This is a genomic window from Streptomyces sp. cf386 (assembly GCF_900103585.1).
GTDB lineage: Bacteria > Actinomycetota > Actinomycetes > Streptomycetales > Streptomycetaceae > Streptomyces.
Genome location: NZ_FNHV01000004.1, coordinates 527,205 through 542,176 on the forward strand (window position 1 = coordinate 527,205; position 14,972 = coordinate 542,176).

The window sequence follows — 14,972 nt, forward strand, 5'->3', positions numbered from 1 at the left end:
CGAACCTGTCAACTCACCGCCGTGCAGGTCAGGAAGGACCGCTCGTCGGCCGCACCGCCCGCCAGGGCGCGAACGCGCTCGCCCCGCGCGGCAGCAGCGCCGCCAGCTCCGGGCAGTGCCGCAGGATCACGGAGTTCATTCCGCCCCGCTCGACCCAGTCGATGCCCAGCGGCGTGTACACCTCGGGCCGGTAGTCGACGTTGAGGAAGCGGTCGGACTGCAGGCGCCGGCTCGCCATCAGGATGAAGATGCGGAACGCGGTGTCGCTGAAGCCGAACCCGGTCGGCGGGTTCTCCCCGAACAGGCCCACGACGGTGTCGATCTCGTCGACCGAGCGGTAGACCTCCTTCAGCCGCGCCACCGTCTCCGCGTTCTCCGTCAGCTCTTCGAAGGAGCGGATGCGCGGCTTGTGCAGTCCCTCGCGGAAGTCGTTGTAGCGGGGGACGCCACGCCGCCGCGTGCGGACGAGGTCCACCACCGAGAGGTCGATGAGCTCGCCCTCCCGCTCGAACTGCTGGAGCGAGCGCGGGAAGTTGTGGAGCGTGATCGCGCCGGGGTGGGCGATGCCGAACGAGTACAGCGTGTTCGCCAGCCCCGTCTTGCGGATGTGCGTCTCCGCCGCGCCGCCCTGGATGTCCAGGAAGCCCACCGTCTCCAGACGCTGCCCGAAGTGGTGCTCGCGCAGCTCGAAGTCGTCCGGGATGAGCGGGTGCATGCGGTAGACGGTGACGAAGTCCTCGGTCAGGGAGTACGGGGCCGCGTGGTGGTCCGGCAGGGTCTTCGGGATGCCGGTCAGGGAGTGCGACTCGAAGAGCCACAGGCCCAGCTGGTCGAGCCACTTCTTCGGCGGGCCCTGCCAGTTGGTGTGCAGGGCGATGTCGATCGCCTCGGTCGCGAGGATCGCCGGTGTCCACTCCACCGTGTGGATCTTCGCGATCAGCGCCGAGACCACCAGGCGTGCCGTCTGGTAGATCCGCTCCTCGCTCATCCTCGGATACTCGGCGCGCAGCGCCGCGCACACCGCGTTGTGCTCCCGCGCGAACAACGTGTGCATGGCGCTCAGGCCCATCCACCAGCTGTCGCTGAAGCCGGTCAGCGGGACCCCGCCGTTGCTGCCGGACGGCAAGTGGCCGTCCTCCAGACGGAGTTCGGCGTGTCCATCGGCCTCGCGCAGGAAGCGGGCGGTCTGCTCGTCGGCGCCGTACACCTCGGAGCCGTCCCACCAGTGCGAGGCGGTGTTGGCGAACAGGATCGGCGGCCCGCCCGGCACCTCGATGCCCTCGTTCTCCGCGAACCGCATCACGTTCTCGGCGGGCCCGCCGGGCGTGTTGTGCCACGGCCCGCTCCCGGGCGGCAACGGCACCTCGACGCTGCGCTCGCCGGGCTTGTGGCGGCGGTGGTTGACCCAGTCGTGCACCTGGAACTGGATCCAGGCCGCGGCCAGCACGTTCAGCGAGGTCGCGGGCAGGAAGCTCTCGCGGTACAGGAGCTGCCGGCTGACCGTGACCGGGCTCGGGGTGTCGAAGAGGTCGGGACGGTGGTCGGGCTTCATGTTGCGGCCGAACGCCGAGCCGACGGCACCCATCCGCGGGGCGGACAGATCGTTGTACGTCCCGTCGTACGACCGCTCGCCGCGCAGCCGCTCCGGGATCGGCTCCGGCACCCGCTGGGCGCGCGGCGGGGCTTCGTGCGGCTCGGCGTCGATCAGGTTCAGGCGGCGCAGCACCCTGCGCAGGAACACCAGGTTCAGCAGGCTCAGCTGCACCGGCAGCCGGTGCCAGGGCACATACCGGTTCAGCAGCGCGAACGCCGCCTCCATGGGGCGGCCCAGCACCCGGTTGCGCACCGGCTCCTCGGTGACGAACCGCAGGCCGAGCCGGTGCGCGCTCGACGCCTGGTACGCGGCCTTGCGGGCCCGGTTGATGTTGCCGAGCGGCCGGAAGTCCTCGGTCGTGTACCAGGGGTTGAAGGCGAGGTCCTCGATCCGGCGGGCGATCGCACGTGCCTCGGCCGCGTCCAGGTCCTGGCTCGGGATGGTGAGCCGCGCTATGGGAATCGCCGGCGACGTCCCGTCCTTCCACTCCACCGAGGCGTCCTCGACCGGAGTGCGCCGCTCGTCCACGAAGCGCTGCACACACAGGTCGTATGCGACGTCGGTCCGCGCCAGCCGACGCGCGAACTCGCGGTGCAGGAAGTCCGGGTCCCGACGGTCCGGCGTGGGCGCGGGCGGGCCGCCCGGCGCGGGACGGAACAGGAACCGCACCGGTCCCGCCGCGCCCCACAGCATCGCGCCCCGGCTCCAATACGTCTCATCGGCAAGGGAGTTGACGGTGTGTCGCGTCGCCGCCCGCACATTGCGCCGCATCCGGCCGGCGGTCCGCAGCCCCACCGCGAGCGGCAGCTTCACCAGCAGCCCGAAGGCCTTGCGCAACGGGCTGCGGGCGCCCGCCATCGCCTTGGCGAAGGCCACGAACTCCCGGGCGTTCGCGGCGTGCGAGACCGGATGGCTGGTCGCCAGCAGATCGTGGCTCTCGTCCTCCGACACCCGCACCCGCACGGCCGCCCCGCGCAGATCGGGCGAGCCGTCGCCCTGCCGGATGCCGCTCGCGTTGGACAGCCGTACCATCGCCGGATACTCGGCGCCGGGCTGGGCGAACCCGACGCGCAGCGCCGCCGGGAGGTCGTCGTGGAAGCGCAGCCGCGCGTTCTCCACGGCCACCGGCGCCTTCGCGTGGAAGGCCCGGGCGACGTCGCCGCCCCCGGCCCGCCGGTTCCTGACCTGCACCTCCATCAGCTCGCGGGCCAGCTGCTCGAACACCAGCCGTTCCGCCTGCGCACTGCCGCCTTCGTACCGTTCGTAGCGCTGCTCGTGCTGCCCTGAATCGGCCATCGGTGGTCTTCCTTCGTGCGGCTGTGTACGGATGCGTACGGGGACGGGGGCCAGCACGCTACCGACGGCCCACGGCACTCACAGCGATGGTTCGCGCCGATGTGCTCCCAGTTGTTCCGGTTGTGAACAATCATGGGGAGAGGGATATTTGGGCACGTCAAGTGGGCGCCCCAAGGCGGGCCGGTGTCCGCTCCGCCACACCCCAGCATCCCAGCAACCCCACGCGGCCGCATCCGCAGTGGCCGGGGAACGACGGCCACCGGTTGTCGGCCGGATTGACGACCCCGACGGCCGGTGGTGTGCTCACCACCCGTCGACGTTCCGGGGGAGGTCCCACCATGCGGGACACCTACGTCAAGGGGCCCAGCTTCGCAGCGCTGCGCCCGGCCAAGTCACCCACCGACCCGAGCGGCTTCCCGGTCTATCCCGACCTGGTGGACCGGCTCGTCGAGAACAAGCACCAGCCCGACCCCGACGGTGTCGTCCCGCACGTCCTGGCGACCTGCTCGGCGTACGCGTACGCCGGATTCCAGCATCAGGGCGACCCCGAAACCGTCTCCATGATCATGACGCGGCTCGGCCTGGAGGAGAACGCCTGCCGTCTCTTCGAGCAGCGCGTGGACGCCATGTACATCGCCTCCGCCGCCTATCTCGTCCAGGACAGGGACCGCCGGATCGCGATCCTCGCCTACCGCGGCACCCAGCCCGAGGACATCATCAGCATCCTCACCGACGCCGACGTACGCCCGGAGATGCTCGCCGTGGAGCTGGCGGGCCGCCGCCACGAGGTCCACGCCGGCTTCTACCGCAACGTCCGCGCCACCCGCCATCTCGTCATCCGGGCCCTGGAGCGCGCCCTGCGCGGCGAGTCCGTCAACCCCGACGAACCAGGCACCCGAGGCGACGGCCTGGAGGCGCTCTACATCACCGGCCACAGCCTCGGCGGCGCCATGGCCGCGCTGATGGCGGTGACTCTCGTCCACGAACCCCGCTACCGGCACATCACCGACAAGCTCAAGGGCGTCTACACCTTCGGCCAGCCCATGGTCGGCGGCCCCGATCTCGCCCGGGCCTGCGCGGAGGCCCCCGGTCCACTGAGCGACCGGCTGCTGCGCTACATCTTCGACCGGGACGTCGTCCCCGCCCTGCCGCCCCGCCCGGTCGGCCCCTACGCCCCGTTCGGCCGCGAATTCCACTATCGCAGGCCGCGCGGCCAAGCCGACGCGGCCCTCGCCTTCGCCGCGGACTCGGCGGTCGAGGCGCTGACCCTGCCGGGGGACGTCCTACGGGCCGCCGCGAACCGGGACTGGGGAGAGCTGTCGAGGCGGGTCGGAACCCTCCGCCGCCTGCCGCGCGGGCGGGCGCAGGGCTGGACCGAGGTGGCCGAACCCCACCTGCACTACCCCCAGATGGACACCCTCGCGGGCCTGGCCGTCGTGGCCCCGCTGGCCTTCTTCGCGACCAAGCTCGCGCTCACCCGCACGATCCCCTTCAAGTACTCCTTCGACGACCACGGCCCGGGCCACTACGTCAACGCCCTCGCCCCGCCAGGGGTGTTGAGCGAGTTCGGCGACGTGCTGTAGCCCGGGCCCTCGTCGTTCTACGGCCTGGTGTTCCACTCCGCCACGACCGGACGGCCGTGCTCGACGGACAGCCGGCTCACCGTCGCGGTGGCCAGCTGGAACAACCGCCCGTCCGCCGGGGCCAGCCCCAGCCGACGCGCCGTCAGAACACGCAGGAAGTGCGCGTGAGCCACGAGGATCACGTCGCCGTCGGGAAGGGCGGCACCCACGCGGGCGAGCACACGGTCGGCGCGCGCACCCACTTCCGAGGGCGACTCGCCCGGGTGCCCGTCCGGCCCCGGCGGCACCCCGTCGGTCCACAGGTACCAGTCGGGGCGGGTGCGGTGGATGTCGACGGTGGTGACACCCTCGTAGCCGCCGTAGTCCCACTCGTGCAGGTCGGGGTCCGGTACGGCCCCCGTCACGCCCGCCAGTTCGGCGGTGCGGACCGCGCGGCCGAGCGGGCTGGTGAGCGCCAGGGCGAAGGTCCGGCCGGACAGGAGCGGGGCGAGGGACTTGGCCTGTTCCTCGCCGCCCTGGGTGAGGGGCAGGTCGGTCCAGCTGGTGTGCTGCCCCGACCTGCTCCACTCCGTCTCACCGTGGCGGACCAGAAGAAGATCCCCCACGGCTCGCTACTTCGACTCGACGGCGTGGCCGCCGAACTGGTTGCGCAGCGCCGCGATCATCTTCATCTGCGGGGAGTCGTCCTGGCGGGACGCGAAGCGGGCGAACAGCGACGCCGTGATCGCGGGCAGCGGCACCGCGTTGTCGATGGCGGCCTCGACGGTCCACCGGCCCTCGCCGGAGTCCTGCGCGAAGCCCTTCAGCTTCTGCAGGTGCTCGTCCTCGTCGAGGGCGTTCACCGCGAGGTCCAGCAGCCAGGAACGGATGACGGTGCCCTCCTGCCAGGAGCGGAACACCTCGCGGACGTCGGTCACGGAGTTGACCTTCTCCAGCAGCTCCCAGCCCTCGGCGTAGGCCTGCATCATGGCGTACTCGATGCCGTTGTGGACCATCTTCGAGAAGTGCCCGGCGCCGACCCGGCCGGCGTGGACGTAGCCGTAGGGGCCCTCCGGCTTGAGCGCCTCGAAGATCGGCTGGAGCCGCTCCACGTGCTCCTTGTCGCCGCCGACCATCAGCGCGTAGCCGTTCTGCAGGCCCCACACGCCGCCGGAGACGCCCGCGTCGACGAAGCCGATGCCCTTGATGCCGAGTTGGGCGGCGTGCTTCTCATCGTCCGTCCAGCGCGAGTTGCCGCCGTCGACCACCGTGTCGCCCTCGGACAGCAGGTCCCCCAGCTCGTCGACGACGCCCTGGGTGGCGGTACCGGCCGGGACCATCACCCACACCGTGCGCGGCGCGTCGAGCCGCTGGACCAGCTCTTCGAGGCTCTTGACGTCGGAGACCTCGGGATTGCGGTCGTAGCCGATGACGGTGTGGCCCGCGCGGCGGATCCGCTCGCGCATGTTGCCGCCCATCTTGCCGAGACCGATGAGGCCCAACTGCATTGTTGCCATGATCAGTTCACTTCTTCCCGAACGCTCAGGCGTTCTTGAGTTCACGGTAGGCGGCCACGAGAGCGGTGGTGGAGGCATCCAGACCGGGGACGTCGGCGCCCTCGGTCAGCGCGGGCTCGACCCGCTTGGCGAGGACCTTGCCCAGCTCGACGCCCCACTGGTCGAAGGAGTCGATGTTCCAGACGGCGCCCTGGACGAAGACCTTGTGCTCGTAGAGGGCGACCAGCTGGCCGAGGACCGACGGGGTCAGCTCGGGGGCGAGGATCGTGGTGGTGGGGTGGTTGCCGAGGAAGGTGCGGTGCGGCACCTGCTCCTCGGGCACGCCCTCCGCGCGCACCTCGTCCGCGGTCTTGCCGAAGGCGAGCGCCTGGCCCTGGGCGAAGAGGTTCGCCATCAACAGGTCGTGCTGCGCCTTGAGTTCGTCGCTCAGCTCGGCGACCGGCCGGGCGAAGCCGATCAGGTCGGCGGGGATCAGCCGGGTGCCCTGGTGGATCAGCTGGTAGTAGGCGTGCTGCCCGTTGGTGCCGGGTGTGCCCCACACGATCGGACCGGTCGTCCAGCCCACGACCTGGCCGTCGCGGTCCACCGACTTGCCGTTGGACTCCATGTCCAGCTGCTGGAGATAGGCCGTGAACTTCGACAGGTAGTGCGAGTAGGGGAGCACCGCGTGGGACTCGGCGGCGCAGAAGTTGCCGTACCAGACGCCCAACAGGCCCATGATCAAAGGGGCGTTGGCCTCGGCGGGCGCGCTCCTGAAGTGCTCGTCGACGATGTGGAAGCCGTCGAGCATCTCCCGGAAGCGCTCCGGGCCGATGGCGATCATGAGCGAGAGGCCGATGGCCGAGTCGTAGGAGTAGCGCCCGCCGACCCAGTCCCAGAACTCGAACATGTTGTCCGGGTCGATGCCGAAGTCCGCCACCTTCTCGGCGTTGGTCGACAGCGCGACGAAGTGCTTGGCGACCGCCTTGTCCTCGCCGCCGAGCTCGGCCAGCAGCCAGGAACGGGCCGAGGTGGCGTTGGTGATCGTCTCGATCGTGGTGAACGTCTTGGACGCGACGATGAACAGCGTCTCCGCCGGGTCCAGGTCCCGGACCGCCTCATGGAGGTCGGCGCCGTCGACGTTGGAGACGAACCGGAGCGTCAACTCCCGTGCCGTGAACGGGCGCAGCGCCTCGTACGCCATCGCCGGGCCGAGGTCGGAGCCGCCGATGCCGATGTTGACGACGTTGCGGATACGGCGGCCCGTGTGGCCGGTCCACTCGCCGGAGCGGACGCGGTCCGCGAACGCGCTCATCTTGTCGAGCACGGCATGGACCTGGGGGACGACGTTCTCCCCGTCCACCTCGATCACCGCGTCCCGCGGCGCCCGCAGCGCGGTGTGCAGCACCGCCCGGTCCTCGGTGACGTTGATCCTCTCGCCCCGGAACATCGCGTCCCGCAGGCCGAACACGTCGGTGGCGACGGCCAGTTCCTGCAGCAGGGCGAGGGTCTCGTCGTTGATCAGGTGCTTGGAGTAGTCGATGCGCAGATCACCGACGCGCACCACGTACCGCTCGGCGCGGGACGGATCGGCCGCGAACAGCTCACGCAGCCGCGGGCGCTGCAGCGCCTCCGCGCGGTGGTCGTCGAGGGCCGCCCACTCGGGGCGCACGGTGAGCCTGGGGGAGTCGGACGGTGAGTCAGACATGGTCGGGAGTCTCCTTGGGTGCCTCGCCGCGCAGGGCGATGGCGTACATCTCGTCCGCGTCGAGGCGCCTGAGCTCCTCGGCGATGAGTTCGGAGGTGGTGCGGACCTTCAGCGCGAGGGTGCGGGACGGCTGGTCCGGCAGGTGCAGGGTGGCCAGCGGGCCCTCGGGACGGTCGATGACGATCTCGCCGTTCTCGGTGCCGAGGCGTACGCCGGTCACGACCGGACCGGCGGTGACGACCCGTTCGGTGGTGACGTGCAGACGAGCCTCCAGCCAGCGGGCCAACAGCTCGGCGGCCGGGTTGTCGGCCTCGGCCTCCACGGTCGCCGAGACGATCGGCACCCTGGCCTGGTCCAGGGCCGCGGCGAGCATGGAGCGCCACGGGGTGAGCCGGGTCCAGGCGAGGTCGGTGTCGCCGGGCGCATAGGAGCGGGCCCGGGCCTCCAGCTCCGCCTGCGGGTTCTCGGTCGTGTACAGGTCGGTGATGCGGCGCTGCGCCAGCGCGCCCAGCGGGTCCTTCGCCGGGTTCTCGGGCGCGTCCACCGGCCACCACACCACGACCGGGGCGTCCGGCAGCAGCAGCGGCAGCACCACCGAGTCGGCGTGGTCGGACACCTCGCCGTACAGGCGCAGCACGACCGTCTCACCGGTGCCGGCGTCGGCGCCCACCCGCACCTCGGCGTCGAGGTGGGCGCGGGTGCGGTCACGCGGGGTGCGGGCGTGCCGCTTGATGACGACCAGGGTGCGGGCGGGGTGCTCGTGCGAGGCCTCCTCCGCCGCCTTGATCGAGTCGTACGCGTTCTCCTCGTCCGTGACGATGACCATCGTCAGGACCATGCCGACGGCAGGCGTGCCGATCGCGCGGCGACCCTGCACCAGCGCCTTGTTGATCTTGCTTGCCGTGGTGTCGCTCAGGTCGATCTTCATGGCCTGCGCCAGCTCCGTCCGTCTCGTGCGAGCATCTCGTCGGCTTCCTCGGGTCCCCAGCTCCCGGACGCGTACTGCGCCGGCTTGCCGTGCCTGTCCCAGTACTCCTCGATCGGGTCGAGGATCCTCCAGGACTCTTCCACTTCCTGGTGACGGGGGAACAAATTGGCGTCCCCGAGGAGGACATCCAGGATGAGCCGCTCGTATGCCTCCGGGCTGGACTCCGTGAACGACTCGCCGTAGGCGAAGTCCATCGTCACGTCCCGGATCTCCATCGAGGTACCCGGCACCTTGGAACCGAACCGCACCGTGATGCCCTCGTCCGGCTGGACCCGGATGACGATGGCGTTCTGGCCGAGCTCCTCGGTGGCGGTGGAGTCGAAGGGCGAGTGCGGCGCCCGCTGGAAGACGACGGCGATCTCCGTGACCCGCCGCCCGAGCCGCTTGCCGGTGCGCAGATAGAACGGCACGCCCGCCCAGCGCCGGTTGTCGACGTTCAGCCTGACGGCGGCGTAGGTGTCGGTCTTCGACTTCGGGTCGATGCCGTCTTCCTGCAGATACCCGAGCACCTGCGCACCGCCCTGCCAGCCGCCCGCGTACTGGCCGAGCACGGTGTGCTCGCCGAGTTCCTCCGGCAGCTTCACGGCCCTGAGCACCTTGAGCTTCTCCGTGAGCAGCGATCCGGCGTCGAAGGCGGCCGGCTCCTCCATCGCGGTGAGGGCCATCAGCTGGAGCAGGTGGTTCTGGATGACGTCACGGGCCGAGCCGATGCCGTCGTAGTAGCCCGCCCGGCCGCCGATGCCGATGTCCTCGGCCATCGTGATCTGGATGTGGTCGACGTACGACCGGTTCCAGATCGGCTCGAACATCTGGTTCGCGAAGCGCAGTGCCAGGATGTTCTGGACGGTCTCCTTGCCCAGGTAGTGGTCGATCCGGAAGACCTGCTCCGGGTCGAACACGTCGTGCACGATCTCGTTCAGCTCACGGGCGCTCGCCAGGTCGTGCCCGAACGGCTTCTCGATGACCGCGCGCCGCCAGGATCCCTCGGGCGCGTCCGCCAGGCCGTGCTTCTTCAGCTGCTGGACGACCTTCGGGAAGAACTTCGGCGGTACGGAGAGGTAGAAGGCGTAGTTGCCGCTCGTGCCGCGCGCCGTGTCCAGCTCGTCGACGGTCCGGCGCAGCTGCTCGAAGGCCGTGTCGTCGTCGAAGTCACCGGGAATGAACCGCATGCCCTCGGAGAGCTGCTGCCAGACCTCCTCGCGGAACTCGGTGCGGGCGTGCTCGCGCACCGAGTCGTGCACGATCTGCGCGAAGTCCTCGTCCTCCCAGTCCCGCCGGGCGAACCCGACGAGCGAGAAGCCCGGCGGCAGCATCCCGCGGTTGGCGAGGTCGTACACGGCCGGCATCAGCTTCTTGCGGGACAGGTCGCCGGTGACACCGAAGATGACGAGCCCGGACGGGCCCGCGATCCGGGGCAGACGTCGGTCACGCTTGTCCCGCAGGGGGTTGTCCCAGTCGGAGGTCATGCTGCGTCAGCTCCCTTGCTGCTGAGCGACTTCTTGACGGCGTCCAACAGGTCCTGCCACGCCACCGCGAACTTGGCGACGCCCTCGTCCTCCAGTTGGGTGACGACCTCGTCGTAGGAGACCCCGAGTGCCTCTACGGCGGCCAGGTCGGCGCGGGCCTGCGCGTAGCCGCCGGTCACCGTGTCGCCGGTGATCTCGCCGTGGTCGGCGGTGGCGTTCAGGGTGGCCTCGGGCATCGTGTTGACGGTGCCGGGCGCGACCAGCTCGTCGACGTACAGGGTGTCCTTGTACGCCGGGTCCTTCACGCCGGTCGAGGCCCACAGCGGGCGCTGCTTGTTGGCCTTGGCGCCGGCGAGGGCGATCCAGCGCTCACCACCGAAGACTTCCTCGTACGCCTCGTAGGCGAGGCGGGCGTTGGCGAGCGCCGCCCTGCCCTTGAGCGCGAGGGCCTCGTCCGTGCCGATCGCCGTCAGCCGCTTGTCGATCTCGGAGTCGACGCGGGAGACGAAGAAGGACGCCACGGAGTGGATGCCGGACAGGTCCAGGCCCTTCGCGGCGGCCTTCTCCAGACCGGCGAGGTAGGCGTCCATGACCTCGCGGTAGCGCTCCAGGGAGAAGATCAGCGTGACGTTGACGCTGATGCCCTGGGCGACGACCTCGGTGATGGCGGGGAGACCGGCCTTCGTCGCCGGAATCTTGATCATCACGTTGGCGCGGTCGACCAGCCAGGCGAGCTGCTTGGCCTCGGCGATGGTGGCGGCCGTGTGGTGCGCGAGGCGCGGGTCGACCTCGATGGAGACCCGGCCGTCCCGGCCCGCGGTGGCGTCGTACACCGGCCGCAGGATGTCGGCGGCGGCGCGCACGTCGGCGGTGGTCATCATCCGCACGGCCTCGTCGACCGTGACGCCCCGCACCGCCAGATCGGCGAGCTGCTCCTCGTAGCCCTCGCCGGAGCCGATGGCGGCCTGGAAGATGGACGGGTTGGTGGTGACACCCACGACGTTCTTGCCGGCGATCAGCTCGGCGAGGTTCCCGGACTCGATCCGCTTGCGCGACAGGTCGTCCAGCCAGATCGAGACGCCCTCGTCGGAGAGGCGCTTCAGGGTGCCCGCGGTCGTGGTTGCTTCGGTGGTCACAGTGATCAACTTCCTTCTGGCGTTCGGATCAACCGCGGGTGGCGGCAAGGGATTCGCGCGCGGCGGCGGCGACGTTCTCGGGGGTGAAGCCGTACTCGGCGAACAGGGTCTTGGCGTCGGCGGAGGCGCCGAAGTGCTCCAGGGAGACGATGTGTCCGGCGTCGCCCACGTACCGGTACCAGGTGAGCCCGATCCCGGCCTCGACGGCGACCCGCGCCCTCACGGCCGGCGGCAGGACGCTCTCGCGGTACTCGCGCGGCTGCTCCTCGAACCACTCCACGGACGGCATCGACACCACCCGGGTGCCGATCCCCTCGGCCTCCAGCCGCTCCCGCGCGGCGACGGCGAGCTGGACCTCGGAGCCGGTGGCGACGAGGATCACGTCGGGCGTCCCGGTGGAGGACTCCTGGAGGACGTAACCTCCCTTCGCCGCATCGGAGTTGGGGGCGTACGTCGGCACACCCTGGCGGGTGAGCGCGAGCCCGTGCGGGGCCGGGTTGGTGGCGTGCCGCTTGAGGATCTCGGCCCAGGCGACGGCGGTCTCGTTGGCGTCGGCGGGCCGGACGATGTTCAGACCCGGGATGGCGCGCAGCGAGGCCAGGTGCTCGACCGGCTGATGGGTCGGGCCGTCCTCGCCCAGGCCGACGGAGTCGTGCGTCCAGACGTAGGTCACCGGCAGCTGCATCAGCGCGGACATACGGACGGCGTTGCGCATGTAGTCGGAGAACACGAGGAACGTGCCGCCGTAGACACGGGTGTTGCCGTGCAGGGCGATGCCGTTCATCTCCGCGGCCATCGAGAACTCGCGGATGCCGAAGTGGACGGTCCGGCCGTACGGGTCGGCCTCGGGCAGCGGGTTGCCCTTGGGCAGGAACGAACTCGTCTTGTCGATGGTGGTGTTGTTGGAGCCGGCCAGGTCGGCCGAGCCGCCCCACAGCTCCGGGACGACCGCACCGAGTGCCTGGAGCACCTTGCCGGAGGCGGCGCGGGTGGCGACCGACTTGCCCTCCTCGAAGACCGGGATCGAGGACTCCCAGCCCTCGGGCAGCTGACCGGCGACGATCCGGTCGAACAGCTCGGCGCGCTCCGGGTTGGCGGCGCGCCAGGCGCCGAGCTGCTTGTCCCAGGCGGCATGCGCCTCGGCGCCGCGGTCGAGGGCCCGGCGGGCGTGGGCGAGGACCTCGTCGGCGACCTCGAAGGACTGCTCGGGGTCGAAGCCGAGGATGCGCTTGGTGGCGGCGATCTCGTCGGCGCCGAGCGCCGAGCCGTGGGAGGCCTCGGTGTTCTGCGCGTTCGGGGCGGGCCAGGCGATGATCGTGCGCATCGCGATGATCGAGGGACGCTCGGTCTCGGCCTGCGCGGCCCTCAGGGCCCCGTACAGCGAGGCCACGTCGATGTCGCCGCCGAGCGCGGGCTCGATCCGCTGCACGTGCCAGCCGTACGCCTCGTAGCGCTTCAGCACGTCCTCGGAGAAGGCGGTCGCGGTGTCGCCCTCGATCGAGATGTGGTTGTCGTCGTAGAGGAAGACCAGGTTGCCGAGCTTCTGGTGGCCGGCGAGCGAGGAGGCCTCGGCGGAGACGCCCTCCTGCAGGTCGCCGTCGGAGACGATCGCCCAGATGGTGTGGTCGAACGGGGACTCGCCCTGCGGGGCCTCCGGGTCGAACAGGCCGCGCTCGTAGCGGGCGGCCATCGCCATACCGACCGCGTTGGCGACACCCTGGCCGAGCGGACCGGTCGTCGTCTCGACCCCTGCCGTGTGCCCGTACTCGGGGTGGCCCGGCGTCTTCGAACCATGGGTCCGGAAGGCCTTGAGGTCGTCGAGCTCCAGCTCGTACCCGGCGAGGAAGAGCTGCGTGTAGAGGGTCAGCGAGGTGTGGCCGGGGGAGAGAACGAAACGATCCCGGCCGGTCCACTCAGGATCGGCGGGATCGTGACGCATCACCTTCTGAAAGATCGTGTACGCGGCCGGGGCGAGGCTCATCGCGGTGCCCGGGTGGCCGTTGCCGACTCGCTGTACGGCATCCGCCGCCAGAAGACGGGCCGTGTCGACGGCACGCCGGTCGAGTTCGGTCCATTCGAAGCTGTCCGGTGTCTGCGTGCTCATCTTCAAAAAGTCCTCGATCGGAGCGAAGCGGCTGGTCCAACGCGTTCAAAAGTAAAAGTCTGACTTTTACGAGGGAAGGTCGGCGTGTGTCAGGCTGTGGTGAAAGTGGGACACCGCGGCGGGCGCGGTGCACGGCTGAGCGCGGGCCGCGCACGACTGAGACGGCATGAGACGGACATGGTGGACACAAGGGTCCAAGGCGGAACGGGTCGAGAGGGTGACGGCGGCGACGGCGGCGACCCGATCCGAACGTTCCCCTTCCCGGTCGATCTGAGCGTCCTCGGCGTCGGTATGCACGTCGGCCCGATGGGCTCCGGCCGCACCTGGCACGCCGCCGACGCGCCGCTGGAACGCGTCCACCGCATCGACTTCCACGTCGTGATGCTGTTCGACGAGGTCCCGGTCCGCCACATGATCGACTTCGCCGAGTACGAAACGAAGCCCGGCGACCTGCTGTGGATCCGCCCCGGCCAGGTCCACCGCTTCTCCCGCACCAGCGACTACCGGGGCACCGTCCTGACCATGCAACCCGGCTTCCTCCCCCGCGCCACGGTCGAGGCCACCGGCCTCTACCGGTACGACCTCCCACCCCTGCTCCACCCCGACGCCGCCCAACTCACCGCCCTGCGCTCGTCCCTCGCCCAACTCCAGGGCGAGTACGAGGACACGACGACCCTCCCCCTGAGCCTGCACACGGCGGTCCTGCGCCACTCGCTGACGGCATTCCTCCTACGCCTCGCCCACCTCGCCGCGAGCTCGGCGGAGGCCGCGCGCCACCAGGGCGACACGACCTTCACCCTCTTCCGTGACGCGGTCGAGCGTGGCTTCGCCACCAACCACAGCGTCAGCGCCTACGCCGACCAGCTCGGCTACTCCCGCCGCACCCTCGTCCGCGCGGTCCGCGCCGCCACCGGCGAGACCCCCAAGGGCTTCATCGACAAGCGCGTGATCCTGGAGGCGAAGCGGCTCCTGGCCCACACCGACATGCCGATCGGCCGGATCGGGGCGGCGGTCGGCTTCCCGGACGCGGCGAACTTCTCCAAGTTCTTCCAACAGCACACGGAGATGACGCCGGCGGCGTTCCGGGCGGAGTTGCGGTGACGCCGGTGACGCTCCGCTGGTAGGGCCGCGAGGGGGGGGTGCCGGGGTGGGCCGTCGGGAGCCTGCGGGTTTTCGTGGGGGTCGGTCGCGCAGTTTCGAGCTGGTCACCTTGTGTCACGAACGGTGGGAAGTGGAATCCGCCTTCTTCGCGATAAGGAAGTCCATGCTCGGGCGACGGGTCCTGGGCGCCCGGACCATGGCGGGCATCGCCCAGGAGGTCTACGCCCTGCCGACGGCTTACCGGCTGATCAGGATCGCGATCGCCGACGCCACCGCGACCTGGCTGGCGCAGGTGTCGGCCCTCTCGTAGAGAGGCCGGGAAAGCAGCGGGGTGACGCGCGCACAGGCGGCGGGGCAGCCCGAACGGCACCCGACGGGATGCGCAGCCCCCGACGCCGGCCTGCGCAACCTCCCCCTCCGCAAGCAGCGTCTCGTGATGATTTGCGCTTCGGCCGCTCTGGCCACAGGTGGCGCGCTGCTGCCCTCCAGTGCATTCGCCGCCCCGGCGGCGTCGCAAACCG

Annotated in this window: 11 protein-coding genes; 3 read left to right on the forward strand and 8 right to left on the reverse strand. The window is 70.5% G+C overall.

Annotation, left to right across the window (positions count from 1 at the left end; all coding sequences use genetic code 11):
* Positions 1–28 precede the first annotated feature (28 nt).
* Positions 29–2,890 carry a peroxidase family protein gene (locus BLU79_RS13500; RefSeq protein WP_093905944.1) on the reverse strand — a complete coding sequence of 954 codons (2,862 nt, stop codon included), beginning with the start codon at positions 2,888–2,890 and terminating at the stop codon, positions 29–31.
* 338 nt (positions 2,891–3,228) lie between these two features.
* Between BLU79_RS13500 and BLU79_RS13505 the strand changes: the two genes are divergently transcribed.
* Entirely contained in the window at positions 3,229–4,473 is a 1,245-nt protein-coding gene (locus tag BLU79_RS13505; protein WP_177001000.1) for a lipase family protein, read from the forward strand.
* A gap of 17 nt (positions 4,474–4,490) precedes the next feature.
* Here BLU79_RS13505 and BLU79_RS13510 read toward each other — a convergent pair whose 3' ends face one another.
* Genes BLU79_RS13510 through tkt form a run of 7 tightly spaced genes read right to left on the reverse strand, consistent with a single transcriptional unit; the run spans position 4,491 to position 13,350 of the window.
* Positions 4,491–5,078, reverse strand: a complete 588-nt coding sequence (locus BLU79_RS13510; RefSeq protein WP_093905946.1) for a histidine phosphatase family protein — start codon at positions 5,076–5,078, stop codon at positions 4,491–4,493.
* A gap of 6 nt (positions 5,079–5,084) precedes the next feature.
* A complete protein-coding gene (gene gnd, locus BLU79_RS13515) occupies positions 5,085–5,960 on the reverse strand; it encodes a phosphogluconate dehydrogenase (NAD(+)-dependent, decarboxylating) (RefSeq protein WP_093905947.1) in 876 nt (291 codons plus the stop codon).
* A 34-nt stretch (positions 5,961–5,994) separates the two neighbouring features.
* Complete coding sequence (gene pgi, locus BLU79_RS13520) at positions 5,995–7,656, reverse strand: glucose-6-phosphate isomerase (protein ID WP_093905948.1); 1,662 nt, start codon at positions 7,654–7,656, stop codon at positions 5,995–5,997.
* Entirely contained in the window at positions 7,649–8,584 is a 936-nt protein-coding gene (gene opcA, locus BLU79_RS13525; protein WP_093905949.1) for a glucose-6-phosphate dehydrogenase assembly protein OpcA, read from the reverse strand. The genes pgi and opcA overlap by 8 nt, the downstream gene beginning before the upstream one ends.
* Positions 8,581–10,110 carry a glucose-6-phosphate dehydrogenase gene (zwf, locus tag BLU79_RS13530; protein WP_093905950.1) on the reverse strand — a complete coding sequence of 510 codons (1,530 nt, stop codon included), beginning with the start codon at positions 10,108–10,110 and terminating at the stop codon, positions 8,581–8,583. The genes opcA and zwf overlap by 4 nt, the downstream gene beginning before the upstream one ends.
* Complete coding sequence (tal, locus tag BLU79_RS13535; RefSeq protein ID WP_093905951.1) at positions 10,107–11,255, reverse strand: transaldolase; 1,149 nt, start codon at positions 11,253–11,255, stop codon at positions 10,107–10,109. Before tal ends, zwf begins: the two co-directional genes overlap by 4 nt.
* A gap of 19 nt (positions 11,256–11,274) precedes the next feature.
* Positions 11,275–13,350, reverse strand: a complete 2,076-nt coding sequence (tkt, locus tag BLU79_RS13540; protein WP_093905952.1) for a transketolase — start codon at positions 13,348–13,350, stop codon at positions 11,275–11,277.
* Positions 13,351–13,527: 177 nt separating this feature from the next.
* On the opposite strand from tkt, the gene BLU79_RS13545 reads away from it, so the two are divergent.
* Positions 13,528–14,451 (forward strand): helix-turn-helix transcriptional regulator, encoded by a 924-nt coding sequence (locus BLU79_RS13545; protein WP_093905953.1) that lies wholly within the window; start codon positions 13,528–13,530, stop codon positions 14,449–14,451.
* A gap of 163 nt (positions 14,452–14,614) precedes the next feature.
* Positions 14,615–14,761, forward strand: coding sequence for a hypothetical protein (locus tag BLU79_RS48200; RefSeq protein WP_177001001.1), 147 nt, complete (start codon positions 14,615–14,617; stop codon positions 14,759–14,761).
* The last annotated feature ends 211 nt before the right edge of the window (positions 14,762–14,972 follow it).

What these genes read in the sequence shown, in the direction of transcription:
- gnd (WP_093905947.1), bottom strand. Translation starts at nt 5,960, where the DNA reads ATGCAGTTGGGCCTCATCGGTCTCGGCAAGATGGGCGGCAACATGCGC.
- pgi (WP_093905948.1), bottom strand. Translation starts at nt 7,656, where the DNA reads ATGTCTGACTCACCGTCCGACTCCCCCAGGCTCACCGTGCGCCCCGAG.
- BLU79_RS13500 (WP_093905944.1), bottom strand. Translation starts at nt 2,890, where the DNA reads ATGGCCGATTCAGGGCAGCACGAGCAGCGCTACGAACGGTACGAAGGC.
- BLU79_RS48200 (WP_177001001.1), top strand. Translation starts at nt 14,615, where the DNA reads ATGCTCGGGCGACGGGTCCTGGGCGCCCGGACCATGGCGGGCATCGCC.
- opcA (WP_093905949.1), bottom strand. Translation starts at nt 8,584, where the DNA reads ATGAAGATCGACCTGAGCGACACCACGGCAAGCAAGATCAACAAGGCG.
- tkt (WP_093905952.1), bottom strand. Translation starts at nt 13,350, where the DNA reads ATGAGCACGCAGACACCGGACAGCTTCGAATGGACCGAACTCGACCGG.
- BLU79_RS13505 (WP_177001000.1), top strand. Translation starts at nt 3,229, where the DNA reads ATGCGGGACACCTACGTCAAGGGGCCCAGCTTCGCAGCGCTGCGCCCG.
- zwf (WP_093905950.1), bottom strand. Translation starts at nt 10,110, where the DNA reads ATGACCTCCGACTGGGACAACCCCCTGCGGGACAAGCGTGACCGACGT.
- BLU79_RS13545 (WP_093905953.1), top strand. Translation starts at nt 13,528, where the DNA reads ATGGTGGACACAAGGGTCCAAGGCGGAACGGGTCGAGAGGGTGACGGC.